This is a genomic window from Hymenobacter setariae, assembly GCF_007713685.1.
Lineage (GTDB): Bacteria > Bacteroidota > Bacteroidia > Cytophagales > Hymenobacteraceae > Hymenobacter > Hymenobacter setariae.
In genome coordinates, this window is sequence record NZ_VMRJ01000003.1 from 115,780 (window position 1) to 131,873 (window position 16,094).

A 16,094-nucleotide genomic window follows, 5' to 3' on the forward strand; every position below is an offset into this window, starting at 1 on the left:
TAGCTGGATGAGCATAAGAAAAAGCATTATAAAACAAATATATATATTATTATATAAAATAAGTATTTTAGAAAGAAGTTATTGAGAACAAAGACAGGCCAGACAAGGACACGCTAGGTTAGAGCTTAGTGAAGCGCTTCTCAGCTTCGTAGTTTGGTCACACATATAGGTGAATCTTTGTAAACTTTTTAGTTTGCCCGCGTGCCTATGCTTTCTTTTCTCCTACGCCGCTTGGGCCAGGGCCTGCTAGTGCTGGTGGGCGTGGCCACGGTGGTGTTTTTCCTCTTCAATGTGCTGCCCGGTGACCCGGCCGCTCTATTGGCAGGCCAGCGCTCCGACGTAGGCACGCAGGCGGCCATCCGGGCCGACCTAGGGCTCGATGAGCCGCTGCCCAGCCGCCTGCTCGGCTACCTCAATGATGCCTCGCCGCTGGGTGTGCACCCGCGCGACTCGGCGGGGGTGGCGCGCTACGGCGGAGTAGCACTGCTGCCAGTGGGTGGCGAGCGCGCGCTAGTGCTGAAATGGCCCTACCTGCGCCGCTCCTTTCAGAGCAACCAAGACGTACTGACGCTGCTGCTCAGCTACTTTCCGGGTACGCTGTGGCTGGCGCTGGCGGCCATGCTGCTGGCGGCGGTGGGCGGCGTGGCCCTAGGGGTAGCGGCGGCTTTGCGACCGCAGTCGTGGCTTGATAGGGCGCTGGTGACTACCTCAGTGCTGGGTATTTCGGTGCCCTCGTTTGTGGCGGCCATCCTCATCGCGGTCACGTTTGGCTTCTATTGGAGCCACTGGACGGGCCTGAGTTTGACGGGCCAACTCTACGAAACCGACCCCTTCACCGGTGAAAGCCACTTGGTGCTGCGCAATTTGCTGCTACCGGCTGTGGCCCTAGGGGTGCGGCCGCTGGCCATTATTATGCAGCTCACGCGCTCTAGCATGCTCGATGTATTGAGCCAAGATTACATCCGCACGGCGCGGGCTAAGGGCCTGAGTGCAGGCCGCACCGTGTGGCGCCACGCTCTGCGCAATGCACTCAACCCGGTGGTCACGGCCGTGTCGGGCTGGCTGGCCTCGCTGATGGCGGGCGCCTTCTTTATTGAGTATATCTTCAACTGGAAGGGCCTAGGCACCGTGACGCTACGGGCGGTCGAAAACCTTGACTTCCCAGTGGTAATGGGGGCCACGCTGTTTGTGGCGGCCATTTTTGTGCTGGTCAACATCGCCGTAGATATGCTATATGCCCTACTTGACCCTAGGGTGAAAATTAATTAGTGCTTGATACTCGGAATGTTGCTTGTCATTGCGAGGAGGCACGACGAAGCAATCTTTCCTTTACACCTTGCAGTCGTTTGCAGCCGACAAGGAAAGATTGCTTCGTCGTGCCTCCTCGCAATGACAACCGAATTTATTAGTAAGCGCCACGCCTTAATACCCCTTGACTAACAACCTATACCTCATTGGCCTGCCGGGCTCGGGCAAAACCACTATTGGCCGCCGCCTAGCGGCGCACTACAAGCGGGAGTTTCGGGACCTAGACGTAGATATTGTAGCCCAGGCCGGGTGCACGATACCCGAAATCTTTGCGGCTGAGGGCGAGGTTGGCTTTCGGCAGCGCGAAGCCGAGGCGCTGCGTGCGGTGGCCACTCGCACTGGCCCGCCGCTGGTGCTGGCCACCGGGGGGGGCACACCCTGCTTTCATGAAAACCTAGAGGTGCTGCGCGATACGGGCTTCACGCTGTGGCTCGATGTGCCGCTGCCCGAACTAGTGCGGCGCCTAGTGCGCGGCAGCAGTTCGCGCCCGCTTTTGGCGGGCACTGCGGCCCAAGAAAGCCCGGAAACTGCACTTTTTGAGCAGCTCAACCGAACCCTGGCGGCCCGGCAGCAGTTCTATAGCCAAGCTAACCTACGCCACGCGGGGGCTGCCTCTGTGGCGGCCATTACGGCGGCGCTGGCCAAGGCGGGCTTTCGCCCGAGCTTAACCTAAATCGCGGGCGGTCGTAAATTTGCCGCTTAATTCTTGAATTTTATCAGCTTTCGTATGGAGATGGACACAGTAACGGAGCAGCCTACTAAGCCGGCTGCCGCACCGGTTCGGCCCAAGCACAAAGGCTCGGCTCAGCTATTTAAAAACCCGGTGCTGGAGCGGCTTTCGCACACGCATATTGCGCTGCCAGTCAGCATTTTCGTTGCTACGGCCCTAGTGAGCCTGTACTATGGCATCACGCACGGCTTTGTGGCGGGCCTTTCGGGGCTGGGGCTGTTCCTAGGTGGGCTGCTGTTGTTCTCTCTCGTCGAATACTTGGTGCACCGCTACGTGTACCACATTCCGGCCACTACGCCGGGGCGCGCTAAGTTTCAATACACCATGCACGGCGTGCACCACGAATATCCTAAAGACGAAACGCGGCTGGCTATGCCGCCCATTCTGACGGTGTTTGTGGCTTCGCTGCTGTTCTTCATTTTCCGGTTTGTGTTTGGCAATTGGGCGTTTGGCATTCTGGCCGGTTTCACCTTTGGCTATGCCATGTACCTGTTTGTGCACTATGCCATTCACGTGTATGCGCCACCGAAAAACTTCTTGAAGGTGTGGTGGACGCACCACGCCCAGCACCACTACCGCCAAGATGAAGTGGCTTTTGGGGTGAGTAGCACCCTTTGGGACCACATTATCGGCACTATGCCCACCAAGCGCAATTCGTAAAGGCTAGCTTGGCACCAGTACAAAAAAGGCGCGGCCCCTAGGTAGGGGCCGCGCCTTTTTTGCGTGCGTGGGTGAGGGCGTACCCTAGGCGCCCGTGTTCTTACCGCCGCCAAGCTTGGTAACAAGCCAGAAGATGATGGCAACTACCACAAACACGCCAATGACACCCACCCAGATGCCGCCTTTAACGAGGTCGCCCGCGAGTTCGCAACCCGTGAGCGTGGTGGCCAGCGTAGCTAGCACAAAGAGTAGAGATAACCGAGAAGTAGTCATGGAGAGAAGTCAGAAGGTAAAGAGGACGGGCGCCACGGCTGTGGGCCCGGTATAGGGCAAGCTTACTCTTTCCGAGGGCAAAAGGTTGGGCGCTACCTTCGCCCTCGCAGCCGCTGGTGCCTTGGCCGCAGCGGCCTTTCTTCTCTCCTTCGTTTAGCCGATTTTTGCATGACTGCTTCTGCTCTCACCCAAGCTTTTACTCAGCATTTTGACGCGGCGCCCACCCTGCTGGTGCGCGCCCCCGGCCGCCTCAATCTCATCGGCGAGCACACCGACTATAACCAGGGTTTAGTGCTGCCGGGCGCCATTGCGCAGGCCGTGAGCTTCGCGCTGCGCCTCAATGGTACCGATAAAATTAGGCTGCGGGCCCTGGACTTTGAAAAAAGCTACGAGGTAGCCGTGGCCGACATCAAACCGCTGGAGCAAGGACACTGGGCCAACTACCAGCTCGGCGTAGTGGCGGGCTTGGTGCAGCGTGGCGCCCAGATACCGGGCTTCGACTGCGCCTTTGGGGGCGATATTCCGTCGGGAGCGGGCCTCTCGTCGTCGGCCGCTGTGGAATGCGGTGTTGCCTGGGGTTTGAATAAAATGCTGGACCTAGGCCACGATACAATGGCTCTGGCTCTCATTGCGCAGCAGGCCGAGCATGAGTACGCCAAAGTGGAGTGCGGGCTTATGGACCAGTTTGCCAGTCTCTTTGGGCGCGCGGGGCACGTGGTGCGGCTCGACTGCCGCTCGCTGGAGTACGCTTATTTTCCGCTCGATACCACGGCCTGCCGCCTGGTGCTGTGCAACTCGGGCGTGAAGCACGCGCTGGCCGACAGCGAGTACAACACCCGCCGCCAGGAGTGTGCCGAAGGCGTGCGCATCATGGCCCAGAAAAACCCCGAAATCAAGTCGCTACGCTACGCCACGCTAGCCGACGTGGAGGCGTCGAAGGAGGAGATGGGCGACGTAATTGAGCGCCGCTGCCGCTACGTGATAGAGGAAAACGCCCGCGTTGAGAAAGTGACCAAAGACCTGGAGGCTGGCCGCGCCCTGCACGAGATAGGTGAGCTTATCTACGCCAGCCACAACGGCCTGCGCGACGACTACGAGGTGAGCTGCCCCGAGCTAGATGTGCTAGTAGAACTGGCCCACGAAGCGCCCGGCGCCTACGGTGCCCGCATGATGGGCGGCGGCTTTGGTGGCTGCACCATCAACCTAGTGGCCACCGACGAGGTCGATAACTTCGTGGCATTCATGACCAAAGGCTACCAAGACCGCCTGGGCCGGGAGCTAGAGAGCTACGTCACGACCCTGGCCGACGGGGTGGGCGAAATCTTTGCCTAGGTGGCCGATATGCTCACGAAAGCAGCCTTGCGCCGCACCGCCCTGGCGCAGCGCAAGGCCCTGCCCGCCGCAGAAGTAGCCCGCCGCAGCGCCCAGTTGTGCGCGGGCTTTTTTCGGCAGTACTCGGTAGCGGAGTGGCGCTGGCTACACGTGTTTTTGCCTCTAGCGGCTAAGAATGAGCCAGATACTTGGGCTATTATTCACCAAATTTGGGCCGTAGAATCAGCGCCACGGCTCGCTGCGCCCGTAGTGCAGCCCGATGGCATTTCGCTGAAGCACTACGAGCTGACGCCCGCCACGCCACTCCTCTCCAACCGCTGGGGCATACCAGAGCCACAAGCCGCCCTAGGTGCTGAAGTACAGCCCACGCAACTAGATGCCGTGCTGGTGCCGCTGCTGGCCTGCGACCAGCGCGGCCACCGCGTGGGCTACGGTGGCGGTTTCTACGACCGGTTTTTGGCGCAGTGCCAGCCCGGTACGCAGTTTATTGGGCTCAGTATTCTCGACGATGAGCCGCTAGCGGAAATAGCCGATGTGCTGCCGACCGATGTGCCGTTGACAGCCTGCATCACACCAGGAGGGGTGTGGAATTTTTGAGCGAAAAGCATCGGATGGATAGGCTTTGCCTTTGGTAGCGCTGCGAGGTAGCAGTGCGGGCGCAGCCAATCACCTTCCACCTTTTTCGCTATGGCTGCCATCCAACAACCCACGCCCCAAGCCGGCAAGAAGCCACGTGTCCGCAAGCACAGCTTTCACCTCGACATGACGCCGATGGTGGACCTAGCCTTTCTGCTGTTGACATTCTTTATGCTCACCACCACCTTTGCCAAGCCGCGGGTGATGCAGCTGACCATGCCAGTGCCCGATAAAAAGCAGCCTGCACTGGTAGCCAGCAAACGGGCCATGACCATTGTGCTCGGTAAGAACCATCAGCTGCATTATTATTTTGGCCTCTATGCGCCGGCCGACCCGACAGTGCCAGTACCCACGCTTCAGACTACCAGTTTTGGGGCGCAAGGTATTCGCCAAGCATTGCTCGCACGAAGAAGCCAACAGCCTAAACCGATTATTCTAATCAAGCCCAGCCCGCAAGCTACTTACCGCGATATGGTGGATATTTTGGATGAGATGAATATCACGGACCAGGAGAAGTATGCGCTCACGGACTTCAGCGCCACCGACCGCCAGCTGCTAGAGGCTAACGGGCAGCAGTAGGCCGCAGCAGCCGCACCGACTCGATACGAGCCTGGCCCCAAGGCGCGATGCTGACCTGCACGCGCACGGCGGGGCTAGTTTTGCCGAGGCGCAGGGGGCTGTCGCCGGGCACGTAGTAGCGCTCTAGGTTATAGCGCAAGCCTAGGGTGCGGGGAAAGACATCGGTGACCCAGCCGCGCAGTACAGCTTGGCCGGCCGCGGGGCGCGGGGCCGCGTCGTACACGCCCGCCACGGCGGCCAGACTATCGGCGCCAGTGTTTAAGAGCACATATACGCTCTGGCGGCGCTGCGGCGGGGTGGATACACGCCAGGCCGTGAGCGGCGCTTCGGCGATGGTGTAGCGCAGGCGCACAAAGCTCTCATATTGCAGGCTGTGCAAATCGACGGGGCTGGTAGCTAGCGCAATATGCTGGCCGTAGGCCGTGGTAGCGTAGCCGGCGCCTGCCACACCCAGCACGTAAAGTAGCTGGGCCGCCACCAGCAGCCGCACTAGCATGCGGTGGGAAGGAGTGGAGCTAGTGGGCATCAGGCGGTGGGGCTTTGGTCGGAAGGAGTGGGTGGTGTGGCCGCCACGGTGGCTACACCAGCGGCGAGGCGCTGGGCATTGCGGCGGCGCAAGTACCAGCTCATGCCCAGCAGCAGCACGCCCCCTATGAGGAAGAACAGCGACTTATCGAGAAACGCCCAGGTGAGCTTGAAGTACGCCACCATAGTAGCTACCACGAATAGCACGGTACCTAGGGTAAGCTGCTCGGCCTCGCCCGAGCGGTGGGCGCGGGCCAGCACCGAGCCAGCGTGCGCGTACAGCACTACTAGCGTGGCAATGGCCAGCGGCAGCCCGCCCGGCAGGTAGAAGCCCGGCAGCAGCAGCAGCCAGTCGGGCAGCGAGGCCAACCGGCCGCGCTGGCGCTTGCCCGCCACCGATAGCGCAAATACCGCCGCCAGGGCCCCTAGGTAGGCCAGCACCGGCGGGCGCAGCAGCCCCGCGTACTGGTCAGTTTCGCCAAACAAAGCCAAGCCAAGCGCAAATAAATAGGCCGCAATGAGCGGCGGCCCTTGCAGGGCACAGCTGGCCGGGCGCTCGGGGTGCCAGTCGCCGGCCGCGTATACGAGCATGGCCGGAATGAAAAACCAGGTGATTTTGGAGTGCGACAGCGCTACCCACAGTGCCGCTTGCCACAGCAGCCCGGTGGCCAGCACCGAGGCCACGATGGTATCGGGGCGCCGCCACCAGCGGTAGCCGCTGCCTAGCGCCACCAGCCCCATAGTGGCGTAGCTAAACAAGCCCAGTGCCTGCGTGCAATACGTCTGAACTGCCGCCCCAATAATGATGGGCAGCAACACCAGCGTTTGGCTTTCATAGAGATAGCTCAGCAGCACCCCTACTACTACCCAAGCCAGTAGGCCACTCACGTCGTAGCCCACCAGTTGGTAGAGCTGGCTGGTCAGAATGATACTGACACCAAAAACTACTAGCCCTAGTCCGATTAAGCCGTGGCCCACGCGCCGGTTGCCGCGCTTCAAGAAGTATTCGCCGCCCGCGTAGGTGGCTGCTAGGGTAGCCAGTAGCAGCCCTAGGCGCACCTGCGTGGGCAAGTTCTGCCAATTAGCGGCCACCACGCTGAGGGCGCTCAGCAGCAGCAGAATGCTACCTAGGAGCGGCAGCAAGCCCACCGCCTGCACCGCGTCGGGCGGGTAGCGGGCCAGTAGGCGCTGCTGCTGCTCGGCCGTGATGAGGCCTTCGGCGACCCAGGCAGGGCTTTCAGTTTCGAGGAATTTACGACTCATTTGCCGCGCAACTTACGGCAACGTGCGCGTGTGTAGCGGCCTCGGCATGCTGAGTTTCTTCTACTAGCTCCTCAACCAGGTCGTCGAGCCCGTGGTACCAGTCTACGTGCGGCGACACGGCCCCACAGCCGCCAGCCGCGGCAGGGCACTGCGATATTTTCCAGCGGTACTGGCACTTGGGGCACACGGCGGCCGTCTCGAAGCTGTTCCAAACGTAGCCGCAGGTGCACTGCCAGTGCGCCCGGCCATCGGGCTCCCAATGGCAGCAGGGGCAATAAATCTCAACAGAATCGGAGGTCATAGTTGCAAAAAATAAGGGTGAGTGCCTGGCGCCGGCTGCCGCGCGTGGGCAATAATCCTTATTTAACGCAGCCTGAGCGCTGAAGGTAGCCTTTTTTGCTTAAAATCAAAAATCGCGATACTTCACAGCCTCAACTAGCTTTTCGGGCCCGCGTCATTTCGCGCTTGCCGGGCGGGCCGGGTAGCTTTTCGGTGAGCCAGCCAGCGGCCCGCAGGTTGCGCCTAAACTGGCCCTGGGCGCAATAGCTCACCAACACCGCGCCGGGTGCGGCAGCGGCATAGAGCTTCGCAAAGACATCCTCCGTCCACAGCTCAGGCTGCTTTTCGGGGGCGAAGGCGTCGAAGTAAATGAGGTTATATCGGTTAATGGGTAAATCAGCATTCTGAATGGGCTGCTGAATTTTAGTCATACGCCTAACCTCGTCAAACTGGAATGACTCATCCCATCCCCAAGGGGCCGTGTGTAATTGTTCAAAGGCTGCTTTAAGGAAATTATTATTGTCCCACTGCGGCGCTAGCGCGGCTACTATGGCGAGTGGTAAAGGATTGGTTTCGTAGCCATCATAATCAATAATGGCTTGAGCTTCAACCGCTGCCTCTATCGTTAGTAATGCATTAAGTCCGGTGCCCAATCCTATCTCTAGAATGCATACCGGCCCCTCATCTGGCTGCCCTAGGCCCGCAGCAAGTAAGGGCTGCAAGCCAGCTGCGATGAACACGTGGCGCGACTCCTGCGCCGCACCGTGGTGCGAGTGGTAGTGCTCATTGAGCGCCGGTACGTAGAGGGTAGGCGAACCGTCGGCCGTGGTGCGGACCTCTATTTTTGGGGCCTCGGCGGGCTGCTCCTGATTGGTTGCTGACTGATAATCGCTCACTGATACCTGAAAATATGGCCCGCGTAAAAATAGCTTTGCCCAGCACGTTTCTTTTTGCCACGCAGCTGCCGGTGCGCATCACCGACCTCAACTACGGCGCGCACCTCGGCAACGATGCCCTGCTGAGCATCCTGCATGAGGCGCGGGTGCAGCTGCTGGCCCACCTAGGCACGGCCGAAGTTGACCACGCCACCAAGCTCGGCTTCATCATGGCCGATGTGGCCGTTGAATACAAAGCTGAGGCCTTTTACGGCGACGTGCTGCACATCGACATTGGTGCTGCCGACCTTAGCAAATACGGCTTCGACCTAGTGTACTTGGTCAAAAACCAAACCGGCCGCGAGGTCGCCCGCGCCAAAACGGGCATGCTCTGCTTTGACTACAACACCCGTAAGCTGCGCGCCCTCTCCGCTGAGCTGGCCGCCCAAGTAGCCCCATCGCAGCCGTGAGCACGCCGTTTCAGCTAGTGCTGCTCAGCGCCCCCACCGCCCAGCCCGACGAGCCGCGTATTCTTACCGAACTGTTAGCGCAGGGCCTAGGGCGCCTGCACCTGCGCAAACCCGACTGGACCGCCGCTCAGCTCGAAGCGCTTATTCAAGCGTTGCCGTCGCAGGTTTATCCGCGCCTCGTGCTGCATGGCCATCCGCAGTTGGTGCAGCAGTATCGGCTGGGCGGGCTGCACCTCACGGGGAGCCAGCGCGCCGCCGCTCAGCGGCGCCCACGGCTGCTACCCGGCCAAACGCTTTCGACGTCCTTCCATTCGCTAGCCAAAATCAACCAGCACCGGCGGCGCTACAACTACGTATTTCTAAGCCCCATCTTCAATAGCCTCAGCAAGGTGGGATACGCCGGTAATTTCGACCTAGGAGAACTGCGGCGCTTCTTCCATGCCCAAGCGGCCCGGCCCGGCTACCACCCGCCAGTGCTGGCCCTAGGTGGCATCGAGGCGCACAACATTAGCTTGGTGCAGCAAGTAGGCTTTGCGGGTGCGGCCGTGCTCGGGGCCGTGTGGCAAAGTGCTGACCCAGTGGCTGCGTTCCTAGCCTTGCGCGGCAGCTAGCGCGGCCCTGAAAGGCACTGGCTATAGTGTAGTTACGACTGCTAAGCCGGCCGTGAAAACTTCCTGTTAAGACCATCTGCCCGCCGTTCCCGTATCAGGGGGTGGCCGCTTTAGCACCGGCGTGTTAACTGATAAATAGTTAACTACTACTTTATTTAACTCTTCTCAATGCGATACGGCATGTGTTTCGATGGCAGCGTGGTGCGCGGCCGGGGCGACGATGGGCGCCTCCTGCACTTCTCCAATACCCGCGCCACGGGCCATGTCGAGCACGCGGAGTTTCATTACCGCCGAGCGCGCCAAATGGGCCTCACGCTCTTTCGCGATACCGTACTTTGGGATGAAGCCCGGCGTGGCCCCGACTACGCCTGGCTCAACCGATTGCAAGCGCTCAGCCAGGGGCAGATTGAGTTGGTGCTCAATCACTACGCATTGCCCGAGTGGCTAGACGAGGCCAGCTTTTGGGGCGAAGGCGCCGCCGCTGCCATGTATGAGCTGAGCTACCAAGTGGCACGGCGCTACGCAGGTGCGTTTCGCAGCTACAACCTAGGCGCCGAGCTGGGCATCTGGACCGATTGGATTGCGGCGCCCAACAACCGGCAGTGGCCCTTCGGCAATCGCTCGTGGTGGGAGGTGTACCGCCAAACCAGCGCCATCACCATTGCTATCGCCAAGGGCCTCAAGGCCGGCGACCCCACCTGCCGCACCTCCATGAGCGAGCCCTGGGGCTGGAACCCGAACGTGCCCTGGGCCGACCAAGCCCGCCCCTTTGCTACCATCCTAGGCCAGCCCGATGAGGTGGCCGTGGCGCACGACTGCTTTACCTGGCAGCAGGGCCACGCCGGCCTGCTCGATATTGTAGGACTCAATATTTACTTCGAAAACGACCTCGCCGGTATGCTGGCGGCGGCCCGTCGGCTCTTTCCCAGCCAGCGCGTGGTAGTGGCCGAAACCGGCAACCTGCTTCGCCCCGACTGCCACCCCGCGGCCCTGTGGTGGGCCAAGTTTGAAGCCCTAGGCGAACCCGACCTAGACGTAAGTTGGAGCCCCGGCCTCACCATGCTCACCCACGAACTCGGTGAACGCATGGCCGGCAACCTGCTAAGCGAGGACGGCACTATACACTGGTGTCGCCCCGATTTGGTGCCTAGCTCCCGGCAGCCTGCCCCAGTGCTGGGCTAGCCGTTGCCTCAGGCCAGGGCGGCGTCCCAGTCCTTCCACACCGGCTCGTAGCCCTGGCGGCGCAGCATGGCCGCGATGTCGGCGGGGCTGCGCTCGTCCGAAATCTCGAATTGCTCTAGCGATTCCGGCGCCACGGCGTACCCCCCCGGATTGGTCTTCGAGCCCGCGCTAATACTCGTGATACCTAGCTTGATAACCTGGTCGCGGAAACTCGGCGTTTCGCGGGTTGAAATCGACAACTCTACTTCTTCATTCAGTAGACGGTAGGCGCAAATGAGCTGAACCAGTTCGCGGTCGCTCATTTCTACCTTAGGTTGAAGCAGGCCCTCGGCCGGCCGCAGGCGCGGAAAGGAGAGGCTGTACTTTGTCTGCCAATAGGTTTTCTCCAAATAGTCGAGGTGCAGTGCGGTGTAGAAGCAGTCGGTGCGCCAGTCTTCGAGCCCGATGAGCACACCTAGGCCCATCTTGTGGATGCCGGCCCGACCTAGGCGGTCAGGCGTGTCGAGGCGGTAGTGAAAGTTTGACTTCTTGCCCTTGGGGTGGTGCTTTTTGTAGTCGTCCTGGTGATAGGTTTCTTGGTACACCAGCACCGTATTCAGCCCTTCGGGAATGAGGCGCTCGTAATCGACTTGGTCGAGCGGCTGCACCTCCATCGAGAGGTGCGCGAAGTGTGGGCGCAGTGTTTTCAGCGCCTTTTCCAGGTAATCGACCCCTACGGTTTGGTTGGCCTCGCCGGTCACAAGTAGCACGTGGTCGTAGCCCCAGCCCTTGAGTACGGCGGCCTCGGCCATCATTTCCACACTGCTGAGCGTGCGGCGCTTCAGCTTATTATCAAGGCTAAAGCCGCAGTATGTGCAAATATTCTGGCATTCATTACTCAGGTAAAGCGGCACATACAACTGCATGGTATTGCCAAAGCGGTTGCGCGTGAGGCGGTGGCTGAGCTGTGCCATCTGCTCCAAATAAGGCGCAGCGGCCGGCGAAATGAGCGCCTTAAAATCGTCGAGCGTGCGGCGCGGCGCTGCTAGGGCGCGTTCCACATCGGCCGGCGTTTTGGCATAGATGCTGGCCTGCACAGCGTCCCACGGGTGGGCTTCAAAAACGGGGCGGAAGCTCATTTTGGTGCTTAGTGATTTTCCTGAAAACGGTCGTCATGCAGCGCGCAGCGAAGCATGACGACCGTTTTCAGATGCTTTACATATCCAAAAACGCCGTGAGCGGCGAACTCGCCACAGCCTCTAGCATCGGCGCCGCCAGCCGCGCCTCGTAGGCCATGCGCCCGGCCTCCACGGCCAGCCGGAAAGCGTAGGCCATCGCCACCGGCTGCCCGGCCACGGCAATGGCCGTGTTCACGAGCACTGCATCGGCCCCTAGTTCGAGGGCAGCAGCGGCGTGCGAAGGCGCCCCTAGGCCAGCATCTACTATTACCGGCACTTTGCTTTGGCCGATAATGATTTCCAGAAACTCCTTGGTCAGCAAGCCTTTGTTCGAGCCGATGGGCGACCCTAAGGGCATCACGGCGGCCACGCCTACTTCTTCGAGACGCTTGCACAGCACAGGGTCGGCATGGATGTAGGGCAGCACTACAAAGCCTAGCTTCACTAACTCCTCGGCCGCCCGCAGCGTCTCGACGGGGTCGGGCAGCAGGTACTTGGGGTCGGGGTGAATTTCGAGCTTGAGCCAGTTAGTTTCCAGCGCCTCGCGGGCGAGTTGGGCGGCAAACACGGCTTCCTTGGCCGTGCGCACGCCCGAGGTATTAGGCAGCAGCTGGAACTGCGGGTGCCCTAGGTGCCGCAAAATGTCGTCGTGGGCGTCGGCCACGTCCACGCGCTTAAGGGCCACCGTCACCAACTCCGAGCCGGAGGCTAGCAGCGCCTCTTCCATGAGTGCCGACGAGCTGAACTTGCCCGTGCCCGTGAACAGGCGCGAGGTGAACGTGCGGTCGGCAATTACCAGGGGTTGCGTTTTCATGATACTCGGTGCTCAGTGCTAGCGGAAACGCTGCTAATAAAATCATTGATAGCTCTCGCTATGGGGTAAGCTTTTGTGATAGCACTTGCTACAGCCACCCCATGTAATCCTAAGTCGAGTAGCGGGCCCACATCGTTTAAAGTGATGCCCCCGATGCCAATGAGGGGAATGTTGATAGTGGTTGCGCGACACTGTGCCAGCAAGTCTTCGTAGCCCATTAGGCCTAGCACTGGGCTCAGATTTTGCTTGGTGGTAGTAAAGCGAAATGGCCCTAGCCCGATGTAATCGACACCAGCGGCGGCTAGGTGCTCAATGTCGGCGAACGTATTGGCCGTGCCGCCGATAATAAACCCAGGCCCTAATAGGGCGCGGGCTTCGGCTGGAGGCATATCCTGCTTGCCGAGGTGCACGCCATTTGCCCCGATTTCTTGCGCCAAATGCGGATTGTCGTTGAGGATGAACGTGGCATTGTAGTCGCGGCATATCGCCTGCGTTACCAGCGCGGCCTTTTTCCAGTCCTCATAAGGCGTGTCTTTGAGGCGCAGCTGTATCCAATCCAGCCCGCGCTCTGCTGCGAGTTTGGCGTGGGAAGGCGACGTAACGAGATACTGTAGCCTGCTGATTTTCATAATAAAGTGGAAATAAAATGATAGCCTAGCAACGTGGTGTTGCTGCCTAAAAAAGCGGCCGTGTAGGCTTTGCCGCTTTGGCAGGCAGTGGCTAAGTCGTCACCTAGGGCGAGCCGCGCCAGCACAGCCGAGGAGAGCACGCAGCCGCTGCCGTGCTTCTCGCCGTGCGGCAGGCGGGGTGCGCTAAGGGTGTGCCGCTCGCCACCCAGCAAGAGCAAGTCGGTAGCCTCAGGGCCATCGGCGTGGCCACCTTTCAGCAGCACCGCGCACCAGGCGGCCAGCGCTTCGGCCGCCGCTTCGGGGCTAGCAGCCGGAAGGAGCCGCAGCGCCTCGGGCCGATTGGGGGTAATAAGCGCCAACTCGCGGCAGATGGTTTGGAGCAGCTCGGCATCGGGCTGGGCGTGAAATTCGTAGCCGGCTGTGGCTTTCAGTACGGGGTCCCAAACGATGCGTACGGCTGGATTTTGGGCTTTCAACCAGCTGATTAGCTTTAGTAAAAGGGGTAGGCTTTCAATAAGGCCCACCTTGATAAAATCAACCCGAAACCGCGCCAGCAAAACCTGAATCTGGTCCTGGATGTCGGCCAGCGGCACCCAGCTCACGCGGTCGAAGCGCACGTCGTTTTGCACGGTGAGGGCGGTGCAGGCACCCAGGCCATACACCCCGCTGGCTTCCAGCGTTTTCACGTCGGCCAGCACGCCGGCCCCAGCGCTAGGGTCGAAGCCGGCAATGGTGAGGGCGTAGGGGCGCATAGGGTTCAAAGAGTTGTCCTCCACGTCTGTCATGCTGAGCCTGCGAAGCATCTTCTCACGTTGAGATTACCTAGCGTGATAAGATGCTTCGCAGGCTCAGCATGACAGACGGGAAACGGAGTGACTTTTTACAGATAAATCTCGCTGCCTCGCTCCGCGAACTCCCGCGATTTTTCCAGCATGCCTTCGCTCAGTACTTGCGCGGCCGTCAGTTTCTGGCTGGCGGCGTAGTCGCGCACCTCCTGCGTGATTTTCATGGAGCAGAAGTGCGGACCGCACATCGAGCAGAAGTGCGCCACCTTGGCTCCCTCAGCGGGGAGGGTTTCGTCGTGGTACTCGCGGGCCGTATCGGGGTCGAGTGAAAGGTTGAACTGGTCTTCCCACCGAAACTCGAAGCGAGCTTTGCTCAGAGCGTTGTCGCGGTACTGGGCACCGGGGTGGCCCTTGGCAAGGTCGGCGGCATGGGCGGCTATCTTGTAGGCAATGACGCCATCTTTCACGTCCTGCTTGTTGGGCAGCCCTAGGTGCTCCTTGGGCGTCACGTAGCAGAGCATCGCGGTGCCAAACCAGCCTATCATGGCCGCGCCGATGGCCGACGTGATGTGGTCATAACCGGGCGCAATATCCGTTGTGAGCGGCCCTAGGGTGTAAAAAGGCGCTTCGTGGCATTCACGCAACTGCTTGTCCATGTTCTCCTTGATGAGGTGCATGGGCACGTGGCCGGGGCCTTCTATCATCACCTGCACATCGTGCGCCCAGGCTATTTTAGTGAGTTCGCCTAGGGTCTCCAATTCGGCAAACTGCGCCTCGTCGTTGGCATCGGCGATGGAGCCGGGACGCAGGCCATCGCCCAGCGAAAAGGCCACGTCGTAGGCCTTCATAATCTCGCAAATCTCCTCGAAGTGCGTGTAGAGGAAGCTTTCCTTGTGGTGCGCCAGGCACCACTTGGCCATGATGGAGCCGCCGCGCGATACGATGCCCGTCACGCGCTTGGCCGTCATGGGCACATAGTGCAGGCGCACCCCCGCGTGGATGGTGAAGTAGTCTACGCCCTGCTCGGCCTGCTCGATAAGCGTGTCCCTAAACAGCTCCCAGGTCAGGTCTTCGGCTTTGCCGTTTACCTTCTCCAGCGCTTGGTAAATGGGCACCGTACCCACCGGCACCGGGCAGTTGCGGATAATCCACTCGCGGGTTTCGTGAATGTTCTTGCCGGTGCTCAAATCCATGAGCGTGTCGCCGCCCCAGCGGCAACTCCACACGGCCTTATCTACTTCTTCCTCAATTGAAGAAGTCACGGCCGAGTTGCCAATATTGGTATTGATTTTCACCAGAAAATTGCGCCCAATAATCATCGGTTCGCTCTCCGGGTGGTTGATATTGCTCGGGATAACGGCCCGCCCGGCAGCCACTTCCTGCCGCACAAACTCGGCCGTGATATGGCCCTCCGGTGTGTTGGCCCCAAAGCTGTGGCCGCGGTGCTGCGTGCGCAGCGGGTCGTCGGCGGGCAGCTCGTCAAAGCGCTGATTTTCACGAATGGCGATGTACTCCATCTCGGGCGTGATAATGCCCTTTTTGGCGTAGTGCATCTGGCTAACATTGGCGCCAGCCTTGGCGCGCAGCGGCGCGGCAATATGCTCGAAACGTAAGTGGTCGAGGCTGTTGTCGGCGGCGCGCTGCTGACCATAGGTCGAGGTGGTGCCAGCTAGCTGCTCCACATCGCCGCGCTCCCGAATCCACGATTCGCGTAACCTAGGCAGGCCCTTTTTGAGGTCTATCTGGACCCTAGGGTCGGTGTAGGGGCCGCTAGTGTCGTACACCGTCACAGGCGGGTTTTGCTCCGACGGAAACCCAAAATCGAACTTGCGTTCGGTGTCGGCCAGTGCGATTTCGCGCATCGCCACCCGGATGTTGGGGTAGAGCTTGCCCGGCACATAAATCTTGCGCGAGCCGGTCAGGGGCTGGCGCTCCACCAGCGTTTGCTGGGGGGCTTGGTCTTTTTTCTTCATCTGATTGGATGGG

19 protein-coding genes are annotated in these 16,094 nt (G+C 60.3%); 9 read left to right on the forward strand and 10 right to left on the reverse strand.

Annotation, left to right across the window (positions count from 1 at the left end):
* The first annotated feature begins 207 nt into the window (after positions 1–207).
* The 3 genes from FNT36_RS11550 (at position 208) to FNT36_RS11560 (ending at position 2,698) form a co-directional block, all read left to right on the forward strand.
* On the forward strand, positions 208–1,269 hold the full coding sequence (locus tag FNT36_RS11550) for an ABC transporter permease (protein ID WP_144847712.1): 1,062 nt from the start codon (positions 208–210) through the stop codon (positions 1,267–1,269).
* Positions 1,270–1,432: 163 nt separating this feature from the next.
* A complete protein-coding gene (locus FNT36_RS11555; protein ID WP_144847714.1) occupies positions 1,433–1,981 on the forward strand; it encodes a shikimate kinase in 549 nt (182 codons plus the stop codon).
* A gap of 33 nt (positions 1,982–2,014) precedes the next feature.
* Positions 2,015–2,698, forward strand: coding sequence for a sterol desaturase family protein (locus FNT36_RS11560; protein WP_233635852.1), 684 nt, complete (start codon positions 2,015–2,017; stop codon positions 2,696–2,698).
* An 84-nt stretch (positions 2,699–2,782) separates the two neighbouring features.
* Here the strand turns inward: FNT36_RS11560 and FNT36_RS11565 are convergent, their stop codons facing one another.
* Positions 2,783–2,971, reverse strand: a complete 189-nt coding sequence (locus FNT36_RS11565; RefSeq protein ID WP_144847718.1) for a hypothetical protein — start codon at positions 2,969–2,971, stop codon at positions 2,783–2,785.
* A gap of 168 nt (positions 2,972–3,139) precedes the next feature.
* Between FNT36_RS11565 and galK the strand changes: the two genes are divergently transcribed.
* The 3 genes from galK to FNT36_RS11580 all read left to right on the forward strand — a co-directional run bounded on the left by galK (position 3,140) and on the right by FNT36_RS11580 (position 5,518).
* Complete coding sequence (gene galK / locus FNT36_RS11570; protein WP_144847720.1) at positions 3,140–4,303, forward strand: galactokinase; 1,164 nt, start codon at positions 3,140–3,142, stop codon at positions 4,301–4,303.
* A gap of 9 nt (positions 4,304–4,312) precedes the next feature.
* Positions 4,313–4,900: a 5-formyltetrahydrofolate cyclo-ligase gene (locus FNT36_RS11575; protein ID WP_144847722.1), complete on the forward strand. Its 588-nt coding sequence runs from the start codon at positions 4,313–4,315 to the stop codon at positions 4,898–4,900.
* A gap of 90 nt (positions 4,901–4,990) precedes the next feature.
* Positions 4,991–5,518, forward strand: coding sequence for an ExbD/TolR family protein (locus tag FNT36_RS11580; protein ID WP_144847724.1), 528 nt, complete (start codon positions 4,991–4,993; stop codon positions 5,516–5,518).
* Here the strand turns inward: FNT36_RS11580 and FNT36_RS11585 are convergent.
* The 4 genes from FNT36_RS11585 to mnmD form a co-directional block, all read right to left on the reverse strand.
* Entirely contained in the window at positions 5,502–6,044 is a 543-nt protein-coding gene (locus FNT36_RS11585) for a GDYXXLXY domain-containing protein (protein ID WP_144847726.1), read from the reverse strand. The genes FNT36_RS11580 and FNT36_RS11585 overlap by 17 nt on opposite strands.
* Positions 6,044–7,306 (reverse strand): DUF2157 domain-containing protein, encoded by a 1,263-nt coding sequence (locus FNT36_RS11590; protein ID WP_144847728.1) that lies wholly within the window; start codon positions 7,304–7,306, stop codon positions 6,044–6,046. The genes FNT36_RS11585 and FNT36_RS11590 overlap by 1 nt, the downstream gene beginning before the upstream one ends.
* On the reverse strand, positions 7,296–7,607 hold the full coding sequence (locus FNT36_RS11595) for a hypothetical protein (protein WP_144847729.1): 312 nt from the start codon (positions 7,605–7,607) through the stop codon (positions 7,296–7,298). The genes FNT36_RS11590 and FNT36_RS11595 overlap by 11 nt, the downstream gene beginning before the upstream one ends.
* A 130-nt stretch (positions 7,608–7,737) precedes the next feature.
* A complete protein-coding gene (gene mnmD, locus FNT36_RS11600) occupies positions 7,738–8,481 on the reverse strand; it encodes a tRNA (5-methylaminomethyl-2-thiouridine)(34)-methyltransferase MnmD (protein WP_233635853.1) in 744 nt (247 codons plus the stop codon).
* 14 nt (positions 8,482–8,495) lie between these two features.
* On the opposite strand from mnmD, the gene FNT36_RS11605 reads away from it, so the two are divergent.
* The 3 genes from FNT36_RS11605 (at position 8,496) to FNT36_RS11615 (ending at position 10,723) form a co-directional block, all read left to right on the forward strand.
* Complete coding sequence (locus tag FNT36_RS11605; protein ID WP_144847744.1) at positions 8,496–8,930, forward strand: acyl-CoA thioesterase; 435 nt, start codon at positions 8,496–8,498, stop codon at positions 8,928–8,930.
* Entirely contained in the window at positions 8,927–9,541 is a 615-nt protein-coding gene (locus FNT36_RS11610) for a thiamine phosphate synthase (RefSeq protein WP_233635854.1), read from the forward strand. The genes FNT36_RS11605 and FNT36_RS11610 overlap by 4 nt, the downstream gene beginning before the upstream one ends.
* Before the next feature lie 168 nt (positions 9,542–9,709).
* Positions 9,710–10,723: a hypothetical protein gene (locus FNT36_RS11615; protein WP_144847748.1), complete on the forward strand. Its 1,014-nt coding sequence runs from the start codon at positions 9,710–9,712 to the stop codon at positions 10,721–10,723.
* Between the two features lie 8 nt (positions 10,724–10,731).
* Here FNT36_RS11615 and thiH read toward each other — a convergent pair whose 3' ends face one another.
* From thiH to thiC, 5 genes are all read right to left on the reverse strand, one after another.
* Positions 10,732–11,841, reverse strand: coding sequence for a 2-iminoacetate synthase ThiH (gene thiH / locus FNT36_RS11620; protein WP_144847750.1), 1,110 nt, complete (start codon positions 11,839–11,841; stop codon positions 10,732–10,734).
* A gap of 76 nt (positions 11,842–11,917) precedes the next feature.
* Positions 11,918–12,694 carry a thiazole synthase gene (locus FNT36_RS11625; RefSeq protein ID WP_144847752.1) on the reverse strand — a complete coding sequence of 259 codons (777 nt, stop codon included), beginning with the start codon at positions 12,692–12,694 and terminating at the stop codon, positions 11,918–11,920.
* Positions 12,691–13,323, reverse strand: a complete 633-nt coding sequence (locus FNT36_RS11630) for a thiamine phosphate synthase (protein ID WP_144847754.1) — start codon at positions 13,321–13,323, stop codon at positions 12,691–12,693. The genes FNT36_RS11625 and FNT36_RS11630 overlap by 4 nt, the downstream gene beginning before the upstream one ends.
* Positions 13,320–14,108, reverse strand: a complete 789-nt coding sequence (locus FNT36_RS11635) for a hydroxymethylpyrimidine/phosphomethylpyrimidine kinase (RefSeq protein WP_144849218.1) — start codon at positions 14,106–14,108, stop codon at positions 13,320–13,322. The genes FNT36_RS11630 and FNT36_RS11635 overlap by 4 nt, the downstream gene beginning before the upstream one ends.
* A gap of 95 nt (positions 14,109–14,203) precedes the next feature.
* Entirely contained in the window at positions 14,204–16,081 is a 1,878-nt protein-coding gene (gene thiC / locus FNT36_RS11640; RefSeq protein ID WP_144847756.1) for a phosphomethylpyrimidine synthase ThiC, read from the reverse strand.
* Positions 16,082–16,094: the final 13 nt, after the last annotated feature.

Excerpts from the sequence above, each read along its gene's own strand:
- FNT36_RS11550 (WP_144847712.1), top strand. The coding sequence starts at position 208 with ATGCTTTCTTTTCTCCTACGCCGCTTGGGCCAGGGCCTGCTAGTGCTG.
- FNT36_RS11565 (WP_144847718.1), bottom strand. The coding sequence starts at position 2,971 with ATGACTACTTCTCGGTTATCTCTACTCTTTGTGCTAGCTACGCTGGCC.
- galK (WP_144847720.1), top strand. The coding sequence starts at position 3,140 with ATGACTGCTTCTGCTCTCACCCAAGCTTTTACTCAGCATTTTGACGCG.
- FNT36_RS11575 (WP_144847722.1), top strand. The coding sequence starts at position 4,313 with ATGCTCACGAAAGCAGCCTTGCGCCGCACCGCCCTGGCGCAGCGCAAG.
- FNT36_RS11580 (WP_144847724.1), top strand. The coding sequence starts at position 4,991 with ATGGCTGCCATCCAACAACCCACGCCCCAAGCCGGCAAGAAGCCACGT.
- FNT36_RS11585 (WP_144847726.1), bottom strand. The coding sequence starts at position 6,044 with ATGCCCACTAGCTCCACTCCTTCCCACCGCATGCTAGTGCGGCTGCTG.
- FNT36_RS11590 (WP_144847728.1), bottom strand. The coding sequence starts at position 7,306 with ATGAGTCGTAAATTCCTCGAAACTGAAAGCCCTGCCTGGGTCGCCGAA.
- FNT36_RS11595 (WP_144847729.1), bottom strand. The coding sequence starts at position 7,607 with ATGACCTCCGATTCTGTTGAGATTTATTGCCCCTGCTGCCATTGGGAG.
- FNT36_RS11605 (WP_144847744.1), top strand. The coding sequence starts at position 8,496 with ATGGCCCGCGTAAAAATAGCTTTGCCCAGCACGTTTCTTTTTGCCACG.
- FNT36_RS11615 (WP_144847748.1), top strand. The coding sequence starts at position 9,710 with ATGCGATACGGCATGTGTTTCGATGGCAGCGTGGTGCGCGGCCGGGGC.
- thiH (WP_144847750.1), bottom strand. The coding sequence starts at position 11,841 with ATGAGCTTCCGCCCCGTTTTTGAAGCCCACCCGTGGGACGCTGTGCAG.
- FNT36_RS11625 (WP_144847752.1), bottom strand. The coding sequence starts at position 12,694 with ATGAAAACGCAACCCCTGGTAATTGCCGACCGCACGTTCACCTCGCGC.
- FNT36_RS11630 (WP_144847754.1), bottom strand. The coding sequence starts at position 13,323 with ATGAAAATCAGCAGGCTACAGTATCTCGTTACGTCGCCTTCCCACGCC.
- FNT36_RS11635 (WP_144849218.1), bottom strand. The coding sequence starts at position 14,108 with ATGACAGACGTGGAGGACAACTCTTTGAACCCTATGCGCCCCTACGCC.
- thiC (WP_144847756.1), bottom strand. The coding sequence starts at position 16,081 with ATGAAGAAAAAAGACCAAGCCCCCCAGCAAACGCTGGTGGAGCGCCAG.